We start from the raw sequence: 21,076 nt of genomic DNA, 5'->3' as shown, positions 1-21,076 counted from the left end.
AAATTGAAATTTTAAATCTAATAGATATTTCAAATAATTACTATTTTTTCATTGCATCAAAAATACAGTTTTCAGTGAAATGAAACGGCTAGTTTTGTTTCATTCAATTTAGATAACATAAAATCAAACTCATATGAACACAGAAAACGGAGAAGGCAAATGCCCTTTTAATCATGGAAAAGAAATGCCAGAAAACAATCCCAATAAAGGAGAAAATGTTCACAGTGAAAATGAAAAGACATCTTCATCTTCCTCATCAAGTGGAAAATGCCCCGTGATTCATGGTGGCTTAACTTCCAACAACGAATCGGTGATGGATTGGTGGCCAAATGCACTTAATTTGGATATTTTGGCGCAACACGACAAAAAAACAAATCCTTTTGGTGATGATTTTAATTATGCCGAAGAATTCAAAAAACTGGATTTAGAAGCTGTTAAAAATGATATAAAAACTTTATTAACGGACAGTCAAGATTGGTGGCCGGCAGATTACGGAAACTACGCAGGAATGTTTGTACGTACAGCGTGGCATATGGCGGGAAGTTACCGTGCCATGGACGGACGTGGTGGTGCGAACACAGGAAACCAACGTTTTGCACCGTTAAATTCTTGGCCAGATAACGTAAATACAGACAAAGGTCGTCGTTTGCTTTGGCCTATTAAAAAGAAATACGGAAATAAAATTTCTTGGGGAGATTTAATTATCCTTGCAGGAACGGTTGCTTACGAAGCTGTTGGTTTGAAAACTTTCGGTTACGGCGGTGGTCGTCTAGATATTTGGGCTCCTGAAAAAGACGTTTATTGGGGTTCGGAGAAAAAATGGTTAGATTCAACAAAGCATCGTTATGGTGATGATGAAAACCGTGACACCTTAGAAAATCCTTTGGCAGCGGTGCAAATGGGATTAATTTATGTAAATCCTGAAGGTGTGGACGGAAATCCTGATCCAATTAAAACGGGACAAGACATTCGTGTCACCTTCAAAAGAATGGGAATGGATGATGAGGAAACAGTAGCTTTAACAGTTGGTGGTCACACAATTGGAAAATCTCATGGAAACGGAAATGCAGATAAATTGGGGCCTGACCCAGAAGAGGCAGATGTTTTTTCGCAAGGTTTAGGATGGCATAATCCTGAAGGAACTGGAAATCGTGGTAACACGATGGTTTCGGGGATTGAAGGCGCTTGGACAACCAATCCGACGCGTTGGGATAACGAATTCTTGACATTGCTTTTTAAATACGATTGGCAATTAACGAAATCTCCAGCCGGAGCTCATCAATACGAACCAGTTAATATTGCTGAAGAGGATATGCCAGTTGATGCTTTCAACCCGAATGTGAAGCGTAATCCGATGATGACAGATGCCGATATGGCAATGAAATTTGACCCTATTTACAGAGAAATTTCTTTAAACTTTTTAAATAATCCAGATCAATTAGCGGACGTTTTCGCAAGAGCGTGGTTCAAGTTAACGCACCGGGATATGGGTCCAAAAAACCGTTATTTGGGAGCGGATGTTCCTGCTGAAGATTTGATTTGGCAAGATCCAATTCCGAAAGTTGATTATACTTTAAGCGATTCTGAAATTGCTGATTTAAAACAAACGTTATTAAATTCTGGACTTTCAAGAACGGAATTAATCAACACCGCTTGGGATTCTGCAAGAACTTGGAGAGGTTCCGATTATCGTGGTGGTGCTAATGGAGCGAGAATTAGACTAGAACCACAAAGAAATTGGGTTGCTAACGAGCCTGAAAGATTGAACAAAGTTTTAGCAAAATTGGAAGAAATTCAAGCTGGATTGGCGAAGAAAGTTTCTATTGCGGATTTAATTGTTTTGGGAGGAACTGCAGCAGTTGAAAAAGCAGCTCAAGAAGCGGGTGTGAATATTACAGTTCCATTTGCTGCAGGTCGTGGCGATGCAACTCAAGAACAAACCGACATTGAATCTTTTGAATATTTGGAGCCACTTTACGACGGTTACCGAAATTTCTTGAAGCACAATTATGATGTTAAAGCCGAAGAATTATTGCTAGACAGAACGCAATTAATGGGATTAACAGCGCCAGAAATGGTGGCTTTAATTGGTGGAATGCGCGTTTTAGGAACCAATTATGCAGGAACAAAACATGGCGTTTTCACAGATAGAGAAGGGGTTTTAACGAACGATTTCTTTGTTAACTTAACCGACATGAATAACAAATGGATTCCAACAGGAGAGAATTTGTACAGTATTGTGGATCGCAATTCTGGTTCTACAAAATGGACGGCGACACGTGTGGATTTGGTTTTCGGATCTAATTCAATTTTGAGATCGTATGCAGAAGTATATGCACAAGACGACAATAAAGAGAAATTCGTAACAGATTTCGTTGCAGCTTGGGTTAAAATGATGAACGCAGATCGATATGATTTGAAGTAAAATTTAAAATCATCTAAATACAATCCTCATAAGCTTGAAACTTGTGAGGATTTTTTTTAATCAGGAAGGTCTTGATATTTGATTTCTGAAAGTACAGGTATTAATTTTTCAACAGAAATATTGGTTCCATAGATGTCAACGAAGTATCGTTCTTTAAGTTGCATTTTAATATTGGATTGTACTTGTCCATTTTCGGTCGTTTGTTTCGTTCTTAGGATATGACCTTTATAGACTTGCGATTTTAGAAAACCATTTTCTAAAATTTTGTTCACGTATTCGGTTTCCATAATCATGGTTGTTTTCATGGTTAAACTAGAAAATTTATCAGAACAGTCGCTAAAACCAATTTTTACAGAAGAATTCCCTTTTTTGTACGAAGCCCATAACACGGTACCTTTAAATTCAGAATTCGGGGTGTGATTTTCGAAAATAACACTAATGGTATCGCGTTTCATACCAAGCATTTCAGTAGGAAAAGCTAGCGCCAAAATACTGTCAGAAAGTAATTTGGTTTGTAGCCTTTCTTCATATTTCGCATTGATTTCTTCAGTTGTAAAACGTGTTGACATAGCTGTTTTCAAGCTATCTTCTTGTGGCGTTAATTTTTCAACATTTGTAGATTTTTCACACGAAATTGTGATGATTAAAAGAATTAAAATATAAAAACTCGATTTTTTCATTTTTTATTTGAATATATGATTTATTTTTTGCTTTGTATAGGTGAAAAATACAACCTTTCTGAAAATTTGAAGGGTCATTTTTGTAACATTTTTTTAGATCTACTACTAACCAATCAGAAACTCGCTTAATGAGCACTTTGGAAAAGGAATTTGTCGCTAGAATTGAAAAACACAAAGGAGTGATTTTCAAGATCTCCAGGATGTATATGGATCATCCGGACGATCAGCGCGATCTTTTTCAGGAAATAACCTATCAAGTTTGGAAATCGTATTCCAGTTTTGAAGGAAAAAGTGAGTTTTCAACATGGTTATATCGAATCGCATTGAATACTGCCATTGTTTTTTTGAAGAGTGAAAAGCGGAAACGTAATTTAATTCAGAATAATGAATTGGAGAATTTCAACATCAAATCGGAAGACTACAATTGGGAAGACGAGCAGAAGTTGAAAACGATGTACCAAGCGATCAATCAACTAAATCCTATTGACAAAGCCTTAATTTTCTATTATTTGGAAGACGTTTCAGGTAAAGAAATGGCTGAGCAATTAGGAATTACCGAAGTGAATGCACGAGTAAAACTAAATCGTGCGAAAGAAAAACTAAAGCAGCTTATTGCTGGCCAAACTAACTAAAACTCCTTTGTGCTATGGACCTTAACGAATTAAAAGACATTTGGAATAAAGAAGACATACAAGAAACACCGGAAGTTTCTTTAGAAAAACAAAACGAAATTCATTCGCCTTTGGAGAAAATCCGCAAGAATATGCGAATTGAGTTTTGGTATACCATCTTGTCATACCCGATGTTGGCTGTGATTATTTATTACTTTGCTCAAGGTATGGAACAATGGAAAATGATCGTTGCACTTTTAGTGATTTCGATGGCGATTGCCATTTATTATTTTATGAAGTTCAATACGTTGTATCAGAAAATCAATACCCAAAATTTTTCGACATTTCATCAATTATTGAATTTGCGCTACGAGTTGGTTTTGAATACAGAATTGTATAAATCGTATTATATCAGTTACATTCCGATCATTTTTTGTGCGTATTTCATTATATATGGTGTTCGAGATGAGACGATGTCGCATTTTATCTTTATAATGTCTATCACGTTAGCTGCGTCAATCTCGATGTACTTTTTAGGAAAACTTTGGTTGCGAGAATTCTATGGAAAATACATTATTGAAATTTCCGACTTGGTTATGCAGTTAACGGATGAAAAAGATGATTTTGTTTATGATAGAAAATCATTACAATCAGAAGTGAAGTTCAAACCGTTTATGAAGACTCGAAATTTCTTCGAGCGTAAGTTTGGTAACTCAGGTTTGTGGTACAACTATATTTTCTGGTTTTTCTTAGGTTTTATGGTTCTTGTTACACTTGCTTTTATAGCAGGCTTTACACTAGGTTACTTGGGAGTGATGATGTCAAATTAGTATTTAATAAAAAAAGCCTCAACAGAGGCTTTTTTTTGTATCGTATTTTGAGATCGTCTACATGCAATCTTTAACGTCGCTTAACATAAGACGTTGGCTCGATGTATTTGCAGGTACGGCAACATCGTCCGAAGGCCTATAATAAGCGGTTTTCAAAGTTTCTGGAACATAAATTCGTACCGTCATATGGCTGTAGCCACTTGGTAAATACGAAATCCAAAAGCCGTTTGGATGCAATCCCCAAGTTCCGTATTCGATTTCAGATTTTTCTGTGTTAAATCCAGCCAGCATCGCGTATTTTTCTAGTTCAGAATAGTTGTATGATGACGAGGTGAAGAGCTGTCTCATTTTGTTTTCAGCATCAAGAACCAATTGTACCGATTTCGGAAGGCTGTTTTTCACATCAGACATCGTGCTTTGTGGAATGAAATCCAACCCCATTTTACTAAGATTTAGTAAATCTTTCGGTTCTAGTAATTTAGAAGCAGCAAGCTGAAGTTCTGGGCCTAAATTTTTAAAATTAGCTTTCGCAATAATAGCCCAAAGCAAAGCCTGTACATCCGATTGTTTGATTTCAGGATGATAAGACCAATTTTTAACAAGTCTGTCAACAATTTCTTTTTTCGGACCTTTTAATGGAGCGTATAGATAGCCATCGCCTTTGCTTGGCGCGTGAGTTCCGGCTTTCAAACAAAAACTTTTAACTTTCAATTCGTAATAGCCAGGTTTTAGTACATATCCTTTTTCCGTAAAGTCGGCGCTGCAAAGATTTGTATATTTTGCATCTTTTCCAAAGTTAGGATCTTTGATATTGGCTTTATCACAATCTTTGAAATTGGTTGTGATGGCTTCAGAAGTGATAAGGCCTTTGGCATTTGCACCAACGAGGTTGGTCGCTTTTTCCGTTGCTTTTTCTTTTAATTTATCTTTAAGAGCGTTGAGGATTTGGGCGTTACTACCTAGACTCAATAAGGTGAAGAGTAGTAATAGGGCGTGTTTTTTCATAAATTAGAGTCGTTTTTACTATTCCAAAAGTACAAATTATTTGATGCGCTCGGTCGTAAAAAGCCTGTTTTACAAATATTTAATTTGTATGCAGGAAAAGGTGTCTTTCATGCTAATTAACATTTGTTTATCTTTGTCGGATTTTTAATTTAAGTAATAACATTGTTGTTCGTTGAATAATGGCATCGGATCAATTTTTGAACCTTAGAAAAAGGAAATTTATACAGTATTCTCTGTTTATTTGCATTCTGATAATTCAGGTGTTTATTGCTGCTTTCATCATTAGCGAAATAAAAAATCGAAAGGATGTTTCCTTCGTTGAAAATCAGCTAAAAGAGGTTGCTTACCTTGATCAATTCACAAAAAAGTCAAAATCCAATTTTTACGATGTTCAGCGAAATTTTCAAAAATACTTAGCAAGTCGAAACTCGGATGATTTAAATGCCTATTATCAATCTGTTGGAAACTTGACAAAAAGCTTTGACACGCTTAGCTATTTTACGAATAAAAATCAGAATCTTAAAAAAGCAAATCTTAGCAAAGAACGTGAGTTCCCGAAAACGGAAAAACTCCGCACGATCATTGATTCCGTGACGCAGAATATCGCTAAACCGACGGCTGCGGCTAAAGTTGAAAAGCTACCCACTGTAAAGAAGTATGATTACGAGTACAAAGCCCCTGAGATTAATGTTGAAACGGAAACCTACACGGATACCATCCAAAAAAAGAAACTTTTCGGGAGGTTGAAAGACGCAATTTCGGGTAAAGAAAATGTGCGTAAAGACAGTACGGTTGTCAAAATGAAGGAGATTGTTGCTGAAAATGCAGAACGTTCTCACAAGATTTTAGATAGTTTGATGACTGCAGCAGATCAGCATTATACCAAGCAAATCAAAAATGTACAAGTCACCATTCAGAAAAATGAATTTGCAAAAAATACCCATAATTCAGACGAGTTGCAGATTTTCGAAAAAGTGATTAATTACAGCAATGATTTAATGGACTTTTACGATACCAATATTCATTTAGCGAAATCCAAACTTGAAAATGAGTTGGAAAATCAGCGCGAGAAAAATGATAAACGCCGTTTAAATTTTATTATTGCGGCATTGGTTTTTATGTTTATCGTGTCCGTTTTAATGTTGTATTTTACACGTTTGGCGTTCTTTTACGAGGAAAAATTACGTGAAGCAGACCAATTGAATAAAGAAAATTTGAAGTTTAAAAATCGAATTCTTGGTATGTTAAGTCACGAACTTCGTTCGCCATTAAAAATTATCGGAATTTTTGCTAATCGAATTTCCAAGAAAACGGCTGATGAAGGAATTAAGGAAAACCTAAAATCCATCAGCTTTACGAGTAATTCTTTGCTCATGCAAGCCAATCAAATTTTAGAATACACCAAAAATCAGGAAGTTGAAAACAAATTGGTTAAAGAAAACTTTAATCTAAAAGATGAGGTTTCATCAATTTTAAAATCAATTGAACCGTATATTGAAACTCGAAATAATCAATTTTCCATTTCAGAAACGATTGACCCAAGTTTGGTTGTGAATTCGGATCGAACGAAGTTGAATCAACTTTTTATGAATATCATCGGCAACGCAAATAAATTCACGGAAAACGGAAAAATTTCGGTGATTTCTAAAGTGATTCCGGTTGACTCTAAAACCATTTCGCTGGAAACAGAAGTAATCGATACAGGTGCAGGGATTTCCGAAACGGATTTGAAAAATATTTTTGAGCCGTATTATCAAGGTGTTTTGTCTAAAGAAGTTGAAAATTTGGGAGCAGGTTTAGGTTTGAGTTTATGTAAGGAAATTGTAGCTTTGTATGACGGAAATATTTCTGCAAACAGCCAAATAGGGAAGGGCACGACTGTGAAATTTACTCTTTTAATGGACGTAAAAAACTAATTTTTGGAAAAAGCCATCACTTTTTTAATTGCTGACGATCACAGTTTGATGAGGCAAGGCGTTATTTTTCTTATCGAAGATTTGGAAATTAATTGCGAGTTGAATCAAGCGAATTCGTTGCTTCAAGTTCAAGAAAAAATTGAAGCGCTTCCTATTGATATTCTGATTACGGATGCGCATTTCCCCGATGGAAACAGTCTTTCCATTATTTCAAAGCTGAAGGAGCTAAAACCGGATTTAAAAATTTTAGTTTTCAGCGGTTTGGAAGAAGATACTTATGCGTTGAAGTTCCTAAATGCTGGTGTAAACGGTTTTGTAAGCAAACTTTCGGAAGAAGAGGAAGTGAAAACAGCGATTCAGAAAGTTATTTTTGAGGGGGAATATCTTTCCGATAAAACGAAAGCTTTATTGCTGGACTCGATTCGAAATCCGAAATCGACCAATCCAGTTTCTTTGTTATCAGAAAGGGAATTAGAAATTGCAAATCTTTACGCGCAAGGTCTTGGAAATCTAGAAATAGCCAACCAACTTGACCTGAAGCAAAATACGATAAGTACCGTTAAAAAGAGAATTTTCGAGAAATTGGAAATCGAAAATCTAGTCGAGCTTATCGACCTTCTTAAATCCAATTCTTATTAATTTTATCAATTTTGTTCTCTTTTTGTAGATAAATATCTACAAGAGATTCGATAAATATCGATTTCATTTTCCTTTGTTGAATAGAGAAGCAGGCTATCTTTGTCTTACAAATGATGGGATAGCAATATCCAAAAAACACAAGTTCCATAGGATACAAAAACACAAACGATCTGAAAACACAAATGATGATCTAAAAAAGAAAAGGCTCTCAATTTGAGAGCCTTTTCGATTTGGTATATGTTTGATTAGATTCCGTTGATAATCGTGTCTAATGTCAAACTTGGACGCATTGCTGCGTAGGTTTTGTTTTCATCAGGTCTGTAATAACCATCTATGTTTTGCGCTTTTCCTTGTGCTGCGATCAATTCTTCATTGATTTTAGCTTCATTTTCTTGCAATGCTTTTGCAATTGGAGCAAACTTCGCCGCGATATTCGCATCCTTTGTTTGTGCTCCTAATGCTTCTGCCCAATACATCGCCAAATAGAAGTGAGAACCTCGGTTATCGATTGTTCCAAGCTTTCTTCCAGGAGATTTATCCGTAGCTAAGAATTTCGCATTCGCTTCATCTAAAGCATCCGCTAAAACTTGAGATTTTGGATTGTTTTGCGTTTGTGCTAAATGCTCCAAAGAAGCCTGAAGCGCTAAGAATTCTCCTAAAGAATCCCAACGTAAATAACCTTCTTCCAAGAATTGCTCGATGTGTTTTGGTGCTGAACCTCCAGCTCCTGTTTCGAACAAACCTCCACCATTCATTAATGGAACGATGGAAAGCATTTTAGCCGATGTACCTAATTCCACAATTGGGAAAAGGTCGGTAAGATAATCTCTCAATACGTTCCCAGAAACAGAAATCGTATCTTTTCCTTCTCTAGCTCTTTTCAACGTTTCCGTCATTGCATCTTTAACATCTAAAATTCGGATGTCAAGACCTGCCGTATCGTGATCAGCTAAATATTTTTCTACTTTTTTGATGATTTCTCTATCGTGTGCTCGTCCTTTGTCTAACCAGAAAATTGCAGGCGTATCAGACAATCTTGCTCTGTTAACCGCTAATTTTACCCAATCTTGAATTGGAGCATCTTTCGTTTGACACATTCTGAAAATGTCGTTGTTCTCTACTTTTTGAGTAAGAAGAACGTTTCCAGCTTCGTCTTGAACTTCAACCGTTCCGTCCGCTGTCATTTGGAATGTTTTATCGTGCGAACCGTATTCCTCCGCTTTTTGAGCCATTAAACCAACGTTTGGAACAGATCCCATAGTTGTTGGATCTAATTTTCCGTTCGCTTTCATATCGTTGACAACCGCTTCATAGAAACCAGAATACGAACGATCTGGAATAATCGCAATCGTATCTTCTTCAGCGCCATCTTTATTCCACATTTTTCCGCCACCACGAACTAAAGCCGCCATAGAAGCATCAACGATAACATCCGATGGAACGTGGAAATTCGTAATTCCTTTATCCGAATTTACCATCGCCAATCTTGGTCCATTTTCAATCGCTGAGTTGATTGCAGTTGTGATTTCAGCTTCTTGAGGTTGACCTTTGATTTTTTCAAATAAATCAGCCAAACCGTTGTTCGGGTTAATATCTAGTGATTTGAAAAGCTCACCATAGTTTGCAAAAACATCTTTAAAATACGTTTCTACAATCGCCCCAAAAATAATTGGATCCGAAACCTTCATCATGGTTGCTTTCAAGTGTGCAGAAAGCAAAACGTTTTTGTCTTTCGCTTCTTGAATTGCTGTTTGTACAAATGCTTTTAAAGCGTTTAGATTCATCACAGAAGAATCAATAACTTCACCTGCTTGTAAGGCTGAAAAATCTTTCAAAACTTGTTCTGAACCATCATTTCCTTTGAAAACGATTCTGAATTTTGTTGCATTCTCTAATGTTGTAGAAGTTTCAGTTCCGTAGAAATCGCCTTCAGTCATGTTTGCAACATCGGTTTTGCTATCCGAAGCCCAATCTCCCATTTTGTGAGGATTCGCTTTTGCGTAATTTTTTACCGCCTTTGGAGCACGTCTGTCCGAGTTTCCTTCACGTAAAACTGGGTTTACAGCCGATCCTAAAACTTTAGCATATTTTGCTTTAATTGCTTTTTCATCTTCATTTTTAGGTTCTGCAGGGTAATTAGGAACTGCAAATCCTTTAGCTTGAAGTTCCGCAATCGCTTCATCCAACTGAGGAACAGAAGCCGAAATGTTCGGAAGTTTAATGATGTTTGCATCAGGTTGTGTTGCCAACTGACCAAGCTCACTTAATGCATCAGCAATACGCTGATCTTCTTTTAAAAATTCTGGAAAATTAGCCAAAATTCTTCCTGAAAGAGAAATGTCCGGAACGGCAATTTCGATATCTGCAGAATGGGTAAAGGCTTTTACAATAGGTAAAAACGAGTGCGTTGCCAGCATTGGCGCTTCATCCGTAAGGGTGTAATAGATTTTTGATTTTCCTGACATTATATGATATTTAATTTATATAAATTCTACGTTCTACAAATTTAAGAATAATGATTCAAAAAAGAGCTTGATTTAAGAATAAGGTTGCAATCATTTTTTATCAATAAAACAGATTTATGGCTACCTTTGTTTCGTAATTATGGAAGAGCAATTAAAAAGAGTAAATAAATTTCTAAGCGAGTCGGGATTTTGTTCGCGTCGCGAAGCCGATCGTTTAATCGAAGCCGGGAAAGTAAAAATAAACGGGAAAATCCCTGAAATGGGAACAAAAGTTGGTCCCAATGACGAAGTAACGGTTGATGGAAAATTAATTACGGAGCCGAAAGAAGATTTTGTCTATATCGCATTGAATAAGCCCGTCGGAATTGAATGTACAACCAATCCGAAAGTCAAGAAAAATATCGTGGATTACATGAACTATCCAAAACGAATTTTTCCTGTTGGAAGATTAGATAAAGCGAGTGAAGGCTTGATTATCATGACCAATGACGGCGATATTGTCAATAAAATTCTTCGTGCTCGAAATAATCATGAAAAAGAATATATTGTTACTGTAGACAAGCCAATAACAGAGCGTTTTATTAAACGTATGGGAAATGGAATTCCGATTTTGGATACTATGACCAACAAATGTGAAGTAGAACAGCTTTCCAAATTTGTGTTCCGAATTGTTTTAACACAAGGTTTGAACCGTCAAATTCGAAGAATGTGCGAATATTTGGATTACGAAGTAACCAAGTTAAAACGCATTCGAATTATGAGTATTCAACTCGATGTTCCTTATGGTAAATTCAGAGAATTATCTAAAGCGGAGATGAAAGAACTCAACGATTTGATTGGTGATTCTAGCAAGACAGAAGAAGCGAGTTTATAAATTTTAACGCGAAATTCTGCAACATATTAACAAAGATTTACAAAAGATTTAGGAGTTTTTTCGTGAATCTTTTTTTATTTTTATACAATTAAAAAACAAAGAAAATATGGCAAATATTACATTTAAAGGAAATCCTATTCATACGGTTGGAAATCTTCCAGAAGTAGGTACGCAAGCAAAAGAGTTCACGTTAGTTAATTCGGATTTATCTGAAAAAAAGCTGTCAGATTATCAAGGGAAAAAAGTTGTTTTGAATATTTTTCCAAGTATTGACACAGGTGTTTGTGCGGCGTCTGCAAGACATTTTAATCAAGATGCAACGTCATTAGAGAATACAGTTGTTGTTAATGTTTCTCGTGATTTACCATTTGCATTGAGTCGTTTTTGCGCTGCAGAAGGTCTTGATAATGTTGATGTGCTTTCAGATTTTAGAGGAAGTTTTGGTGAAGATTATGGAGTAACTTTAGAAGATTCTCCACTTCATGGTCTTTTAAGCCGTGCGGTTGTCGTTTTGGACGAGAATGGAAAAGTCGTTTACACAGAGCAAGTTCCAGAAATTGGTCAAGAACCAAACTACGCAGATGCTTTAGCAGCTGTAAAATAGTAGGTTACATAGAATATATAAAAGCATCTTTCCTTTGGGAAGATGCTTTTTTTTGTTTTTGAAACTATTTGAATTAATATAGTGCCTACTTGCTTGAAATTTTTATTTTTGTTTTCAGAAAAACTAAAGTTTGAAAAATCTATACTCACATATTCTCTTCGCCTTTATATTTACATTTTTAGGTACCCAATTTTCGTTTGCCCAAGATTCTAACGCTATCAAAGAACTTCGCCAGAAGTTGAAAGAGGCGAAGGATGAGAAAAGTCGTGTAAATGCTAAGATCGAATTGTATAATCAGTTTGGTCGAGAGAGTAAACAAGATAGTGCACTTGTCTATGGCTTTCAGTTAATTGATTTTTTTAAGAAAGAGAAAAAATTTCAAAATGTTGGAGAATTGTACATGTCGATTAATACGAATTATCTATTGCAAGGCGACAAGGCTAATGCCGATAAGTATAGGTTAGAAGCGCAAAAATACTTGGAAAAAACTAACAATGCGGATGATTATGTAATGGTGGAGTTATCAAAAGCACAGGAATTAACCTTAAAGAATAAATATATTGAAGCTGGTGATATTCTAGAACAAGTTATTCAATCAGAAAGAAATAAGAGTATTAAAGTATCCCCGCAAAGAATGCTTAACGCCTTTTCTATGAGCTTATCAAATTACATGCTTCGGAATAAACTTTCAGATTCATATAAGAGAGCTTTGGACTTTTATGATTACACGACCAAATATGATAAGGCAAACTCATTTATTCCGATGTATTATATTGGTTATTTGCAGTACAAAATGAAAAATGCTTCAAAAGCAATCGAATCATTAAAAAAGTGTGAAGAATTACTACCTCAAAAAAATACACCTTTTTTATCCGAAATTAACATTGTTCGATCTTTTTCTTATCTAGAATTAAAAGACTACACAAAAGCAAAGGAAGCTGCCTCAAAAGCACTGAGCCAATCTGAAAGTCTGGGTTTAAATCAAAATTTGGGACGAATTTATTATATTTTTTCAAACATATATCAAAAAGAAAAAGACTATAAAAAGGCGATGGACTATGCTAAAAAAGCATTTGATTTATCCCCAGAAAATGATATATATCAGATTAAAACTGGATCTAAGCAGCTAATGCTTGTGGTTGAAGTAGACGCAATACAAGATGGAAGCATCACTTTCGCGAATGATGGAGAGAAAAAAGAGAGATTAAATAGTCTCCGATCAGAGTTAGATGCAAATTATAAGGATATTTTATCGAAGCAAATGTTTCATAATGATGATGTTGAAGCTCAATCTTACGAAGGCTATTATAAAATAGACGAAATGCTTGGTGATTACAAATCTGCATTTGACTATTATAAAAAGTATAAAGAACTTGAAAATCGAAGCACAAGTGCTGAAAATATCAGGGGAGTTGAGCAGGTTCAATCGGATCGTGATTTGTCTGAGCAACGTTTAAAAATCAAATTCGAAGAAGAAACCAAACGGATTCAGCTTCAAAAAGAATTGGAATTAAAAGCTTTGCGTTACGAGTTTGACAAAAAACAAGCAGCAGCAAAAACAGAAGAAGAACGACAAAGATTGTTGTTAGAAGAAGAGCATAAGCGACGTGAAATTAGCATTAAATACGATGAAGAGCAAAAAGCTGTGGCATTAAAATATGCTCAAGAAAAGAAAGTTGCCAAAGCAGAGCAAGAAAAGAAAGATGCCGAAGCGAAAGCCGAACTTTCAAAATCGAAGAATATCCGAAATATGTCTATTGGAGGCGCTGTGACGGCTTTGCTACTATTAGGTTTTGCAGGTTGGTCGTACAATCAAAAACGAAAAGACGGAATTAAAATCGCAGCGGAGAAAAAGAAATCCGAAGATTTATTGTTGAATATTCTTCCACAAGAAGTCGCGCAAGAGCTTAAGGAAAAAGGAAAATCCGATGCAAAATACTACGATGAGGTTTCCGTTTTGTTCACCGATTTTGTGAATTTCACAACGACTTCTGAAAAAATTGGTGTTCAAGAATTATTAGAAGAACTCAATGTTTGCTTCACCGAGTTTGATAACATTATGGGCAGACATGGTTTGGAAAAAATTAAAACCATCGGTGATGCCTATCTTGCAGTGAGCGGACTGCCAACGGTTAATAAGGATCACGCTAAAAATGCCATTGCAGCAAGTCAAGAAATTCTAAAATTTATCGAAGAACGTAAAAAAGTAAGTCCAAACGCCTTGGATTTACGTATCGGAATTCACTCTGGACACGTAATTGCGGGAATTGTTGGCGTGAAGAAATTCGCCTACGACATTTGGGGCGATACCGTAAATACGGCGGCGAGAATGGAACAAGCGGGCGAAAAAGGAAAAATAAATATTTCAAAAAATACTTACGAATTAGTAAAAGACGATTTCCAAACGACTTGTCGCGGCAAGATTTCTGTGAAAGGAAAAGGTGAACAGGAAATGTATTTTGTTGAAGCATAGTATTTAGTCACAATTTCAATTATATTTGACATATGAATTATCACGAGGTAAAAAACATAATTCTGTCGGAGCTTCAGAACAAGTTGCCGAAACATTTGTCGTATCACAGTGTGTCACATATCGAGGATGTGATTCAGGCTGCGAGAGAAATCGGTAAAGCTGAAGGTCTTTCGGAGGAAGATTTGGTTTTGCTAGAAACGGCGGCGCTTTTCCACGATACAGGTTTCTTGTATGGTTCTAAAGATCATGAAGAAAAATCGTGCGAAATCGCCCAAGAATACTTACCAAATCACGGTTATTCTCAAGAAAAAATCGACTTGATAAAAGGAATGATTATGGCGACTAAAATTCCGCAATCTCCAAAGAATCATTTTGAAGAAATCCTTGCTGATGCCGATTTGGACTATCTTGGGCGAGATGATTTCTTCACCATTGGTGATAAATTGTACGAGGAATTAGCGATGTTCGGGATGATTTCCAGCGAGCGCGATTGGAATCTTCTACAAGAACGTTTCCTCGAAAATCACCATTATTTTACCAAAACCGCGATTGAAAATCGTGCAGCTAAGAAAGCAGAAAATCTAGCGATCATCAAATCTAAACTATAAAATTACAACCGAACAATGCAGGCAGGAACGCATCAGAATCATCCATTATTCACACTTTCTGATATTATTTATCTTATTTTGGGCGTTTTGTCCGCAAGTTTTGCACTTAAAAGTTTCCTTGTTCCCAACCATTTTTTGGATGGTGGCGTAACAGGAATCTCACTTTTATTTCACGAAGTTCAAGGCTGGAATTTAGGTTTGATTCTTATTTTATTGAACATTCCATTCATCGCTTTGGCGTATTTTAAAGTTTCCAAACATTTTGCGATTCGTTCAGCCTTAACGATTGTTTTAATCGCATTAACACTGCATTTTATACCTTTTCCAGAATTAACGCACGACAAATTATTGGTTGCGATGTTTGGAGGATTTTTCCTCGGAATCGGAATTGGATTATCGATGCGCGGTGGCGGAACATTCGATGGAATGGAAGTTTTAGCTTTGTTGACTTTAAAACGAAGTAGCTTTAGCATTACCGAAATTATTCTGGGGATGAACATCATTATTTTCATCATCGCTGCTTTATTTTTAAAAGTAGAAACGGCTTTGTATGCGATTTTAACCTACGTAATTGCTGGTCAAATGACAAAATATGTGATTGAAGGAATTGAAGCCTATACAGGTGTTACCATTGTATCCAGCAATCCAGAAGCGGTGAAAAAAGCTTTGGTTTTAACTTTAAATCGTGGGATTACGGTTTATAAAGGTGAAAGAGGTTTTATGAAAGAATCTTTTGAACAAAGCGCGGAAGTTGATATTATTTTCACGATTGTAACAAGATTAGAAGTTCGTAAACTTCGAAATATCGTTCACGAAATTGATCCAAAAGCCTTTATTTTTACTTCAACGGTCCGTGAGCCTCAAGGTGGAATTGTCAAAGAAATTATTAAACATTAATTTTCTCCAATTTTGAATTCTGAAATTTTTCAAAATATCTATCAGCACTTTCTTTTAAGTGAAGAAGATATCAATCAAATTGCTTCGTTTCACAAGAAAAGAACTTTTGCAAAAGATGAACTAATTCTTGCTAAAGATCAGGTTTTAGAATCCTATTATCTTTTGGAAAAAGGCGTAGTTAGGGCATTTGTAAATGATATGGATAACAATGATATCACCACCGAATTTTTTATTGATGGCGATATTGTGATAATTCCGAGTTCTTTATTCCAGCAAATTCCTTCTCAAGAAAGCTTACAAGCTGTGACGGATTGCGAAGTTTGGGAAATTAAATACGATGATTTTCAGGAAGTTTTTCGTTCTATTCCAGGTTTTGCAGAGTGGGGAAGATTATGGTTTACGTATCAGTTGTTCACCTTGAAACAACGTTCGTTGGACATGATTACGATAAGCGCAACGAGTCGATATTTAAAATTATCCAAAGAAAAACCGCAGATTCTGCAAACGGTTCCGTTAAAATTTATCGCATCATTTTTAGGAATTACGGACACTTCGCTCAGTAGAATTCGGAAAGAAATCGTCTCTCACAAATAAAATCAAAACTTGTCCTAGGGCAAGTTTTTTTGTTTTCTGCGAAAACTTGTCTTATGCAAAGTGGATTTGAAAATCAGCTTTCTAACTTTGGTTTAAGAAAAAAGATTACATCTTTTATTGTCTCGTAAAACTTTAACAAAAAAAATAGCAAATATGGAAATCAGTCAAATTTATGTAAACCTTCCTGTTAAGGACCTTACAAAAACAAGAGCTTTTTGGACGAAGCTGGGATTTGGTATTAATGAACAATTCTCCGATGATAAAGCAATTATGGTTGCTTTGAAAGAAGGACAAATCTACGTGATGTTTTTATTAGAAGAGTTTTTTCAAACCTTTACAAACAGACCAGTTGCCAAAGGAGATACAACGCAAACGTTACTTTGTATTGAATTAGCTTCAAAAGAATTTGTGGATGAAATGATACAAACTGCATTAGAAAATGGCGGCGAATCGTATAACGAAACCAGAGATTATGGATGGATGTACCAACGTTCATTTTCAGATGTTGATGGACATCAATGGGAAGTTATCTATTCGGATATGTCAAAGTTCCCAGGTTAGGAAAAAGAATGGAAATTCAGTGCGCTAAACTTGTAACTTTAAGCAAAAAGTAAAACATTTAAAACCAAAAGATTATGGCAAAATTAAATTCGTACCTCAATTATGATGGTCAAGCAGAAGAAGCATTCACTTTTTATAAATCCATTTTTGGTGGTGATTTCGTTGGCGAAATCCACAGAATGGGGAATGCTCCAGGAACGGAAAATATTTCCGATGATTCGAAAAACAGGGTAATGCACATCGCACTTCCGATTGGTGGCGATCTTTTGATGGCGTCGGACATTATCCCAGAATTTGGACAAACTTTGGTGAAAGGCAATCACAATTATATTTCCGTTTTTCCTGATTCGCGTGAAGAAGCAAATACACTATTCAAAGGGCTTTCGGAAGGCGGTGTTATCGAAATGCCTTTGGAAGATCAGTTCTGGGGTGATTATTTTGGATGTTTCCAAGATAAATTCGGCATCGGATGGATGATTAATTATAATGAAGAAAATCTAAAATAAAAAATTAAATACGATGGAAAATACGAAAATAAATCCAGTATGCTGGTTTGAGATTTATGTTCAAGACATGAACAAAGCTCAAAAGTTTTATGAAGACGTTTTACAAGTTAAAATGATTCAAATGACTGATCCTACAGACGAAAGTATGAAAATGGTTGGCTTTCCAATGGAAGGTGGCGACGAATTTCTTCCTGGAGCTTCTGGGTCGTTGGTTCAGATGCAAGGTGTTCCAAGTGGTGGAAATAGCACGATTGTTTATTTCGCTTGTGATGATTGTTCGGTGGAAGAAAGTAGAGTAGAAGCGGCCGGAGGTAAGGTTTTTAAACCTAAAATGGGTATTGGCGAATTCGGTTTTATGTCGTTGGTTACCGATACTGAAGGAAATATGATTGGACTTCATTCTTTGAAGTAAAACGCTAGTTGAAATAGAATTTTTTAAGACACGGACTTATCCTATATCACGCCATTTTGATGAGAATCATCACGTGATTAAAAGAAAAATTTAGTATCTTTAGTAAAATTTTAGTTATGAATCCGATCAAAATAGACATTACCATTTTAGAACCAGTGAAGAAAGTGTGGGATTATTTTATTGATCCGAAACATATCACCAAATGGAACTTTGCACACGAAAGTTGGCAATGCCCGAAAGCCGAAAGTGATTTTAAAGAAGGTGGAAAATTTAGCTATCGTATGGAAGCTAAAGACAAATCTTTTGGTTTTGATTTTTCAGGGAAATTCGAAGAAATTACGCCTTTTGATAAGATTCAGTATCGATTAGACGACAACCGTAAAGTGGATGTTTTATTTGAAAAAATAGATGAAAATACCACGAAGGTTATTCAAATTTTCGAGCCAGAAACCGAAAATACGTTAGAAATGCAACGCGAAGGTTGGTATAGTATTTTGAATAATTTTCATAAATACGTTGAAAATCACTAACCATTCGTAGAATAATACCAAGCTTGGATGGATTGTCCAAGCTTTTTTTGTAACCATAAATTGATTTTTATGAATAATGATATCTTTCCATGCCTTTGGTTTGATGGTGATGGAAAAGAAGCAGCCGATTTTTATACCACACTTTTTGGTGGTAAAATCGATGTTGATACACCAATGGTTCTTAATTTAGACCTTTTTGGTCAACGGGTCATGATCCTTAATGCGGGACCTCAATTTGTAAAAAATGCGTCGATTTCGTTTATGGTGATTTGCCATTCGAAAGAAGAAATTCACAAGTATTGGGACGCGATGTTGGATGGTGGGATCGCGTTAATGCCTTTAGATTCGTACCCTTGGAGCGAGTTGTACGGCTGGATTCGTGATAAATACGGCGTTACGTGGCAGTTTTACTTTGGTGAAACGCCCGAAGATGCACAGCGCTTAGTCCCGAATTTGATGTTTATGCATGAAAACAACGGCAAAGCGAAATCAGCGATGGAGTTTTACACGAAGGTTTTTCCAAATTCAGAAATTGGCGGTGTTTTAGAATATAAAAATGGAGGTGAAAACAACGGTGAACCGGGAGACCATGTTCAGCATGCTGATTTCAATTTGAGTTCGTACACGTTTTTCTGCATGGATTCGTCGATAGATCATCCATTTGATTTCAACGAAGCAATTTCCATTGTGAAAATGACGGATAACCAAACCGAAACCGATTATTTATGGAATGCGCTTACCGCTGATGGTGGACGAGAAAGTATGTGCGGTTGGTTGAAGGATAAATACGGGGTGAGTTGGCAGATTGTTCCGAAAAAACTCATTGAGTTGATGAACGATGTTGATCATCCTGAAAAAGTTAATAAAGTAATTCAAGCCATGATGGGCATGCAGAAAATTGATATTGCAAAGATTGAAGCGGCACATCAAGAAGGGTAATCTTAAAATTTTAAATCTATGAGAACATTGTCTTATGTAACCGATATTAAGGCTACGCCCGAAAAAATTTGGGATATTTTGTGGAATCCAGAAACGTATTCGAAATGGACGCATGCTTTTCAACCAGATTGCGTGATGAAATCCGATTGGAAAATCGATGGCGAAACCTATTTCCTCGATAAAACCGGGAAAAACGGAATGATCGCTACAATTTCTAGTTTGAACAAACCGTTTGAAGTTGTTTTTAAGCATTTGGGTATGCTCGAAAATGGAGTTGCTGATCGAAATTCAAAAGCAGTTGTGGATTGGATTGGGCTACAAGAAAAGTATTTTATTACGCCTTTGGATGGAGGTTTAGTGAAATTACAAATGGAAGTGCAAACCTTCCCAGAATACGAAGAAATGATGGATAAAGGATTTGATTTTGCAATAAAAGAAGTCAAACGTTTAGCCGAACAATAAATGAAATGCCGAGCTTTGAGTTCGGTATTTTTTTTGCTTCCTAAAAGGGCATTCAAAATTTTTTAAAAAAAGTTTAAAGTAAATCAAAATTCCAATCGTCTTAGGATGTATATGGATGCGATTGTACCAATTCACATGTCAGATGTAGAGAAAGAAAACCTGATTTCTAGCGCGGTTTCCCAATACGGAAGCCGTTTAATGTCGTATATTCGTCCGAAGGTGAAGTCTGCTCAGGATGCCGAAGATATTATGCAGGAAGTTTGGTATCAATTCAGTAATCTCTCGAATATTTCAGAAATTGTGAATGTCGGAAGCTGGCTGTATCGGGTTTCTGCAAATAAAATCACCGATTCGTATCGTAAGAAAAAGTCGGAATCGCTGGAGGATTTTATGTATGAAGATGAAGATGGAAGCTTTTCAATAAAGGAAATTTTGTTGATGGATACAGCAAATAGTCCTGAACTGAAGTTGTTTCAAGACGAATTCTGGCGTACTTTATTTGCAGCTTTAGAAGAGTTGCCAGAAAAACAAAGTTATGTTTTTGTGGAAAACGAAATTAATGACCGTACTTTGCAAGATATTGCCGATGAGCAAGGAGAAAACCTAAAAACCATCATCAGTAGAAAGCAATACGCAGTAAAATATTTAAGAAAAAAATTAAGCCGATTGTATCAAGAATTGGCCTATTAATGGAGCATAAAATCATGAAAAAGCGTTGTAATAAAGTTTTTTGTTTACTATTTATCATCCCACTCATCGTGTTTGGGTTGTCGGCAATTGTAATGCTTTTGTGGAACGCCGTTGTGCCCGATGTAACGGGATTCAAAAGTATTTCCTATTGGCAAGCGATGGGCCTGATGTTGTTATGCAAAATTCTTTTCGGAGGTTTTCGAGGTGGATTTCATAAATGGAAACAAGCCAATGAATCTTGCGGACCAAATCCTGGTCAAGACTGTACTTCCCATGAAAAGTTCAAGGAAATGTTCAAATCGAAATACGCTTCAATGTGTAAAAAAAATCAAGACTAATACGATAAAAGCAGTTG

Annotated in this window: 22 protein-coding genes; 19 read left to right on the top strand and 3 right to left on the bottom strand. The window is 36.0% G+C overall.

Annotated elements, in window-relative coordinates; all coding sequences use genetic code 11:
• Nucleotides 1-133 precede the first annotated feature (133 nt).
• A complete protein-coding gene (katG, locus tag AC5XHR_RS03165; RefSeq protein WP_495949326.1) occupies nucleotides 134-2,425 on the top strand; it encodes a catalase/peroxidase HPI in 2,292 nt (763 codons plus the stop codon).
• 56 nt (nucleotides 2,426-2,481) lie between these two features.
• Here the strand turns inward: katG and AC5XHR_RS03160 are convergent, their stop codons facing one another.
• Entirely contained in the window at nucleotides 2,482-3,105 is a 624-nt protein-coding gene (locus AC5XHR_RS03160) for a hypothetical protein (RefSeq protein WP_495949325.1), read from the bottom strand.
• A 128-nt stretch (nucleotides 3,106-3,233) separates the two neighbouring features.
• On the opposite strand from AC5XHR_RS03160, the gene AC5XHR_RS03155 reads away from it, so the two are divergent.
• Together AC5XHR_RS03155 and AC5XHR_RS03150 are read left to right on the top strand one after the other, a co-directional pair.
• On the top strand, nucleotides 3,234-3,737 hold the full coding sequence (locus tag AC5XHR_RS03155; protein WP_495949324.1) for an RNA polymerase sigma factor: 504 nt from the start codon (nucleotides 3,234-3,236) through the stop codon (nucleotides 3,735-3,737).
• A gap of 14 nt (nucleotides 3,738-3,751) precedes the next feature.
• Nucleotides 3,752-4,546 (top strand): hypothetical protein, encoded by a 795-nt coding sequence (locus AC5XHR_RS03150; protein ID WP_495949323.1) that lies wholly within the window; start codon nucleotides 3,752-3,754, stop codon nucleotides 4,544-4,546.
• A gap of 57 nt (nucleotides 4,547-4,603) precedes the next feature.
• On the opposite strand, the gene AC5XHR_RS03145 is transcribed toward AC5XHR_RS03150, so the two are convergent.
• Nucleotides 4,604-5,551, bottom strand: a complete 948-nt coding sequence (locus AC5XHR_RS03145; RefSeq protein ID WP_495949322.1) for a hypothetical protein — start codon at nucleotides 5,549-5,551, stop codon at nucleotides 4,604-4,606.
• Nucleotides 5,552-5,730: 179 nt separating this feature from the next.
• Between AC5XHR_RS03145 and AC5XHR_RS03140 the strand changes: the two genes are divergently transcribed.
• Both AC5XHR_RS03140 and AC5XHR_RS03135 read left to right on the top strand, forming a co-directional pair.
• Nucleotides 5,731-7,467 carry a sensor histidine kinase gene (locus tag AC5XHR_RS03140; protein WP_495949321.1) on the top strand — a complete coding sequence of 579 codons (1,737 nt, stop codon included), beginning with the start codon at nucleotides 5,731-5,733 and terminating at the stop codon, nucleotides 7,465-7,467.
• Nucleotides 7,468-7,470: 3 nt separating this feature from the next.
• The gene (locus AC5XHR_RS03135; RefSeq protein ID WP_495949320.1) at nucleotides 7,471-8,106 is read left to right on the top strand and encodes a response regulator; all 636 of its coding nucleotides are present in this window, start codon (nucleotides 7,471-7,473) and stop codon (nucleotides 8,104-8,106) included.
• Between the two features lie 245 nt (nucleotides 8,107-8,351).
• Here the strand turns inward: AC5XHR_RS03135 and AC5XHR_RS03130 are convergent, their stop codons facing one another.
• Nucleotides 8,352-10,571: an NADP-dependent isocitrate dehydrogenase gene (locus AC5XHR_RS03130; RefSeq protein ID WP_495949319.1), complete on the bottom strand. Its 2,220-nt coding sequence runs from the start codon at nucleotides 10,569-10,571 to the stop codon at nucleotides 8,352-8,354.
• A gap of 139 nt (nucleotides 10,572-10,710) precedes the next feature.
• On the opposite strand from AC5XHR_RS03130, the gene rluF reads away from it, so the two are divergent.
• The 14 genes from rluF to AC5XHR_RS03060 all read left to right on the top strand — a co-directional run bounded on the left by rluF (nucleotide 10,711) and on the right by AC5XHR_RS03060 (nucleotide 21,059).
• The gene (rluF, locus tag AC5XHR_RS03125; RefSeq protein ID WP_495949318.1) at nucleotides 10,711-11,445 is read left to right on the top strand and encodes a 23S rRNA pseudouridine(2604) synthase RluF; all 735 of its coding nucleotides are present in this window, start codon (nucleotides 10,711-10,713) and stop codon (nucleotides 11,443-11,445) included.
• A gap of 106 nt (nucleotides 11,446-11,551) precedes the next feature.
• Nucleotides 11,552-12,049, top strand: coding sequence for a thiol peroxidase (tpx, locus tag AC5XHR_RS03120; protein ID WP_495949317.1), 498 nt, complete (start codon nucleotides 11,552-11,554; stop codon nucleotides 12,047-12,049).
• Between the two features lie 130 nt (nucleotides 12,050-12,179).
• Nucleotides 12,180-14,522: an adenylate/guanylate cyclase domain-containing protein gene (locus tag AC5XHR_RS03115; RefSeq protein WP_495949316.1), complete on the top strand. Its 2,343-nt coding sequence runs from the start codon at nucleotides 12,180-12,182 to the stop codon at nucleotides 14,520-14,522.
• Between the two features lie 32 nt (nucleotides 14,523-14,554).
• The gene (locus AC5XHR_RS03110) at nucleotides 14,555-15,130 is read left to right on the top strand and encodes an HD domain-containing protein (RefSeq protein WP_495949315.1); all 576 of its coding nucleotides are present in this window, start codon (nucleotides 14,555-14,557) and stop codon (nucleotides 15,128-15,130) included.
• A gap of 15 nt (nucleotides 15,131-15,145) precedes the next feature.
• Nucleotides 15,146-16,027 carry a YitT family protein gene (locus AC5XHR_RS03105; protein ID WP_495949314.1) on the top strand — a complete coding sequence of 294 codons (882 nt, stop codon included), beginning with the start codon at nucleotides 15,146-15,148 and terminating at the stop codon, nucleotides 16,025-16,027.
• A 12-nt stretch (nucleotides 16,028-16,039) separates the two neighbouring features.
• Entirely contained in the window at nucleotides 16,040-16,621 is a 582-nt protein-coding gene (locus AC5XHR_RS03100) for a Crp/Fnr family transcriptional regulator (RefSeq protein ID WP_495949313.1), read from the top strand.
• Between the two features lie 153 nt (nucleotides 16,622-16,774).
• Nucleotides 16,775-17,182, top strand: a complete 408-nt coding sequence (locus AC5XHR_RS03095) for a VOC family protein (RefSeq protein WP_495949312.1) — start codon at nucleotides 16,775-16,777, stop codon at nucleotides 17,180-17,182.
• 74 nt (nucleotides 17,183-17,256) lie between these two features.
• On the top strand, nucleotides 17,257-17,688 hold the full coding sequence (locus tag AC5XHR_RS03090; RefSeq protein ID WP_495949311.1) for a VOC family protein: 432 nt from the start codon (nucleotides 17,257-17,259) through the stop codon (nucleotides 17,686-17,688).
• Between the two features lie 13 nt (nucleotides 17,689-17,701).
• Entirely contained in the window at nucleotides 17,702-18,100 is a 399-nt protein-coding gene (locus AC5XHR_RS03085; RefSeq protein WP_495949310.1) for a VOC family protein, read from the top strand.
• Between the two features lie 116 nt (nucleotides 18,101-18,216).
• Nucleotides 18,217-18,630, top strand: a complete 414-nt coding sequence (locus AC5XHR_RS03080) for an SRPBCC domain-containing protein (RefSeq protein ID WP_495949309.1) — start codon at nucleotides 18,217-18,219, stop codon at nucleotides 18,628-18,630.
• Nucleotides 18,631-18,699: 69 nt separating this feature from the next.
• Nucleotides 18,700-19,569: a VOC family protein gene (locus tag AC5XHR_RS03075; protein ID WP_495949308.1), complete on the top strand. Its 870-nt coding sequence runs from the start codon at nucleotides 18,700-18,702 to the stop codon at nucleotides 19,567-19,569.
• An 18-nt stretch (nucleotides 19,570-19,587) separates the two neighbouring features.
• Complete coding sequence (locus AC5XHR_RS03070) at nucleotides 19,588-20,031, top strand: SRPBCC family protein (RefSeq protein WP_495949307.1); 444 nt, start codon at nucleotides 19,588-19,590, stop codon at nucleotides 20,029-20,031.
• A gap of 111 nt (nucleotides 20,032-20,142) precedes the next feature.
• Entirely contained in the window at nucleotides 20,143-20,721 is a 579-nt protein-coding gene (locus AC5XHR_RS03065; RefSeq protein ID WP_495949306.1) for an RNA polymerase sigma factor, read from the top strand.
• 14 nt (nucleotides 20,722-20,735) lie between these two features.
• The gene (locus tag AC5XHR_RS03060; protein WP_495949305.1) at nucleotides 20,736-21,059 is read left to right on the top strand and encodes a hypothetical protein; all 324 of its coding nucleotides are present in this window, start codon (nucleotides 20,736-20,738) and stop codon (nucleotides 21,057-21,059) included.
• Nucleotides 21,060-21,076: the final 17 nt, after the last annotated feature.

The sequence above is a fragment of the Kaistella sp. CFF1-2 genome, assembly GCF_059509915.1.
Note: the sequence above shows the minus strand (reverse complement) of the source record. Positions and strands in the feature narration are given on the sequence as shown.

Coding starts and splice junctions, on each gene's coding strand:
- AC5XHR_RS03080 (WP_495949309.1), top strand. CDS start 18,217: ATGAATCCGATCAAAATAGACATTACCATTTTAGAACCAGTGAAGAAA.
- AC5XHR_RS03150 (WP_495949323.1), top strand. CDS start 3,752: ATGGACCTTAACGAATTAAAAGACATTTGGAATAAAGAAGACATACAA.
- AC5XHR_RS03065 (WP_495949306.1), top strand. CDS start 20,143: ATGGATGCGATTGTACCAATTCACATGTCAGATGTAGAGAAAGAAAAC.
- AC5XHR_RS03140 (WP_495949321.1), top strand. CDS start 5,731: ATGGCATCGGATCAATTTTTGAACCTTAGAAAAAGGAAATTTATACAG.
- AC5XHR_RS03160 (WP_495949325.1), bottom strand. CDS start 3,105: ATGAAAAAATCGAGTTTTTATATTTTAATTCTTTTAATCATCACAATT.
- AC5XHR_RS03070 (WP_495949307.1), top strand. CDS start 19,588: ATGAGAACATTGTCTTATGTAACCGATATTAAGGCTACGCCCGAAAAA.
- AC5XHR_RS03075 (WP_495949308.1), top strand. CDS start 18,700: ATGAATAATGATATCTTTCCATGCCTTTGGTTTGATGGTGATGGAAAA.
- AC5XHR_RS03145 (WP_495949322.1), bottom strand. CDS start 5,551: ATGAAAAAACACGCCCTATTACTACTCTTCACCTTATTGAGTCTAGGT.
- AC5XHR_RS03095 (WP_495949312.1), top strand. CDS start 16,775: ATGGAAATCAGTCAAATTTATGTAAACCTTCCTGTTAAGGACCTTACA.
- AC5XHR_RS03060 (WP_495949305.1), top strand. CDS start 20,736: ATGAAAAAGCGTTGTAATAAAGTTTTTTGTTTACTATTTATCATCCCA.
- AC5XHR_RS03090 (WP_495949311.1), top strand. CDS start 17,257: ATGGCAAAATTAAATTCGTACCTCAATTATGATGGTCAAGCAGAAGAA.
- rluF (WP_495949318.1), top strand. CDS start 10,711: ATGGAAGAGCAATTAAAAAGAGTAAATAAATTTCTAAGCGAGTCGGGA.
- AC5XHR_RS03105 (WP_495949314.1), top strand. CDS start 15,146: ATGCAGGCAGGAACGCATCAGAATCATCCATTATTCACACTTTCTGAT.
- katG (WP_495949326.1), top strand. CDS start 134: ATGAACACAGAAAACGGAGAAGGCAAATGCCCTTTTAATCATGGAAAA.
- tpx (WP_495949317.1), top strand. CDS start 11,552: ATGGCAAATATTACATTTAAAGGAAATCCTATTCATACGGTTGGAAAT.
- AC5XHR_RS03110 (WP_495949315.1), top strand. CDS start 14,555: ATGAATTATCACGAGGTAAAAAACATAATTCTGTCGGAGCTTCAGAAC.
- AC5XHR_RS03155 (WP_495949324.1), top strand. CDS start 3,234: ATGAGCACTTTGGAAAAGGAATTTGTCGCTAGAATTGAAAAACACAAA.
- AC5XHR_RS03085 (WP_495949310.1), top strand. CDS start 17,702: ATGGAAAATACGAAAATAAATCCAGTATGCTGGTTTGAGATTTATGTT.
- AC5XHR_RS03130 (WP_495949319.1), bottom strand. CDS start 10,571: ATGTCAGGAAAATCAAAAATCTATTACACCCTTACGGATGAAGCGCCA.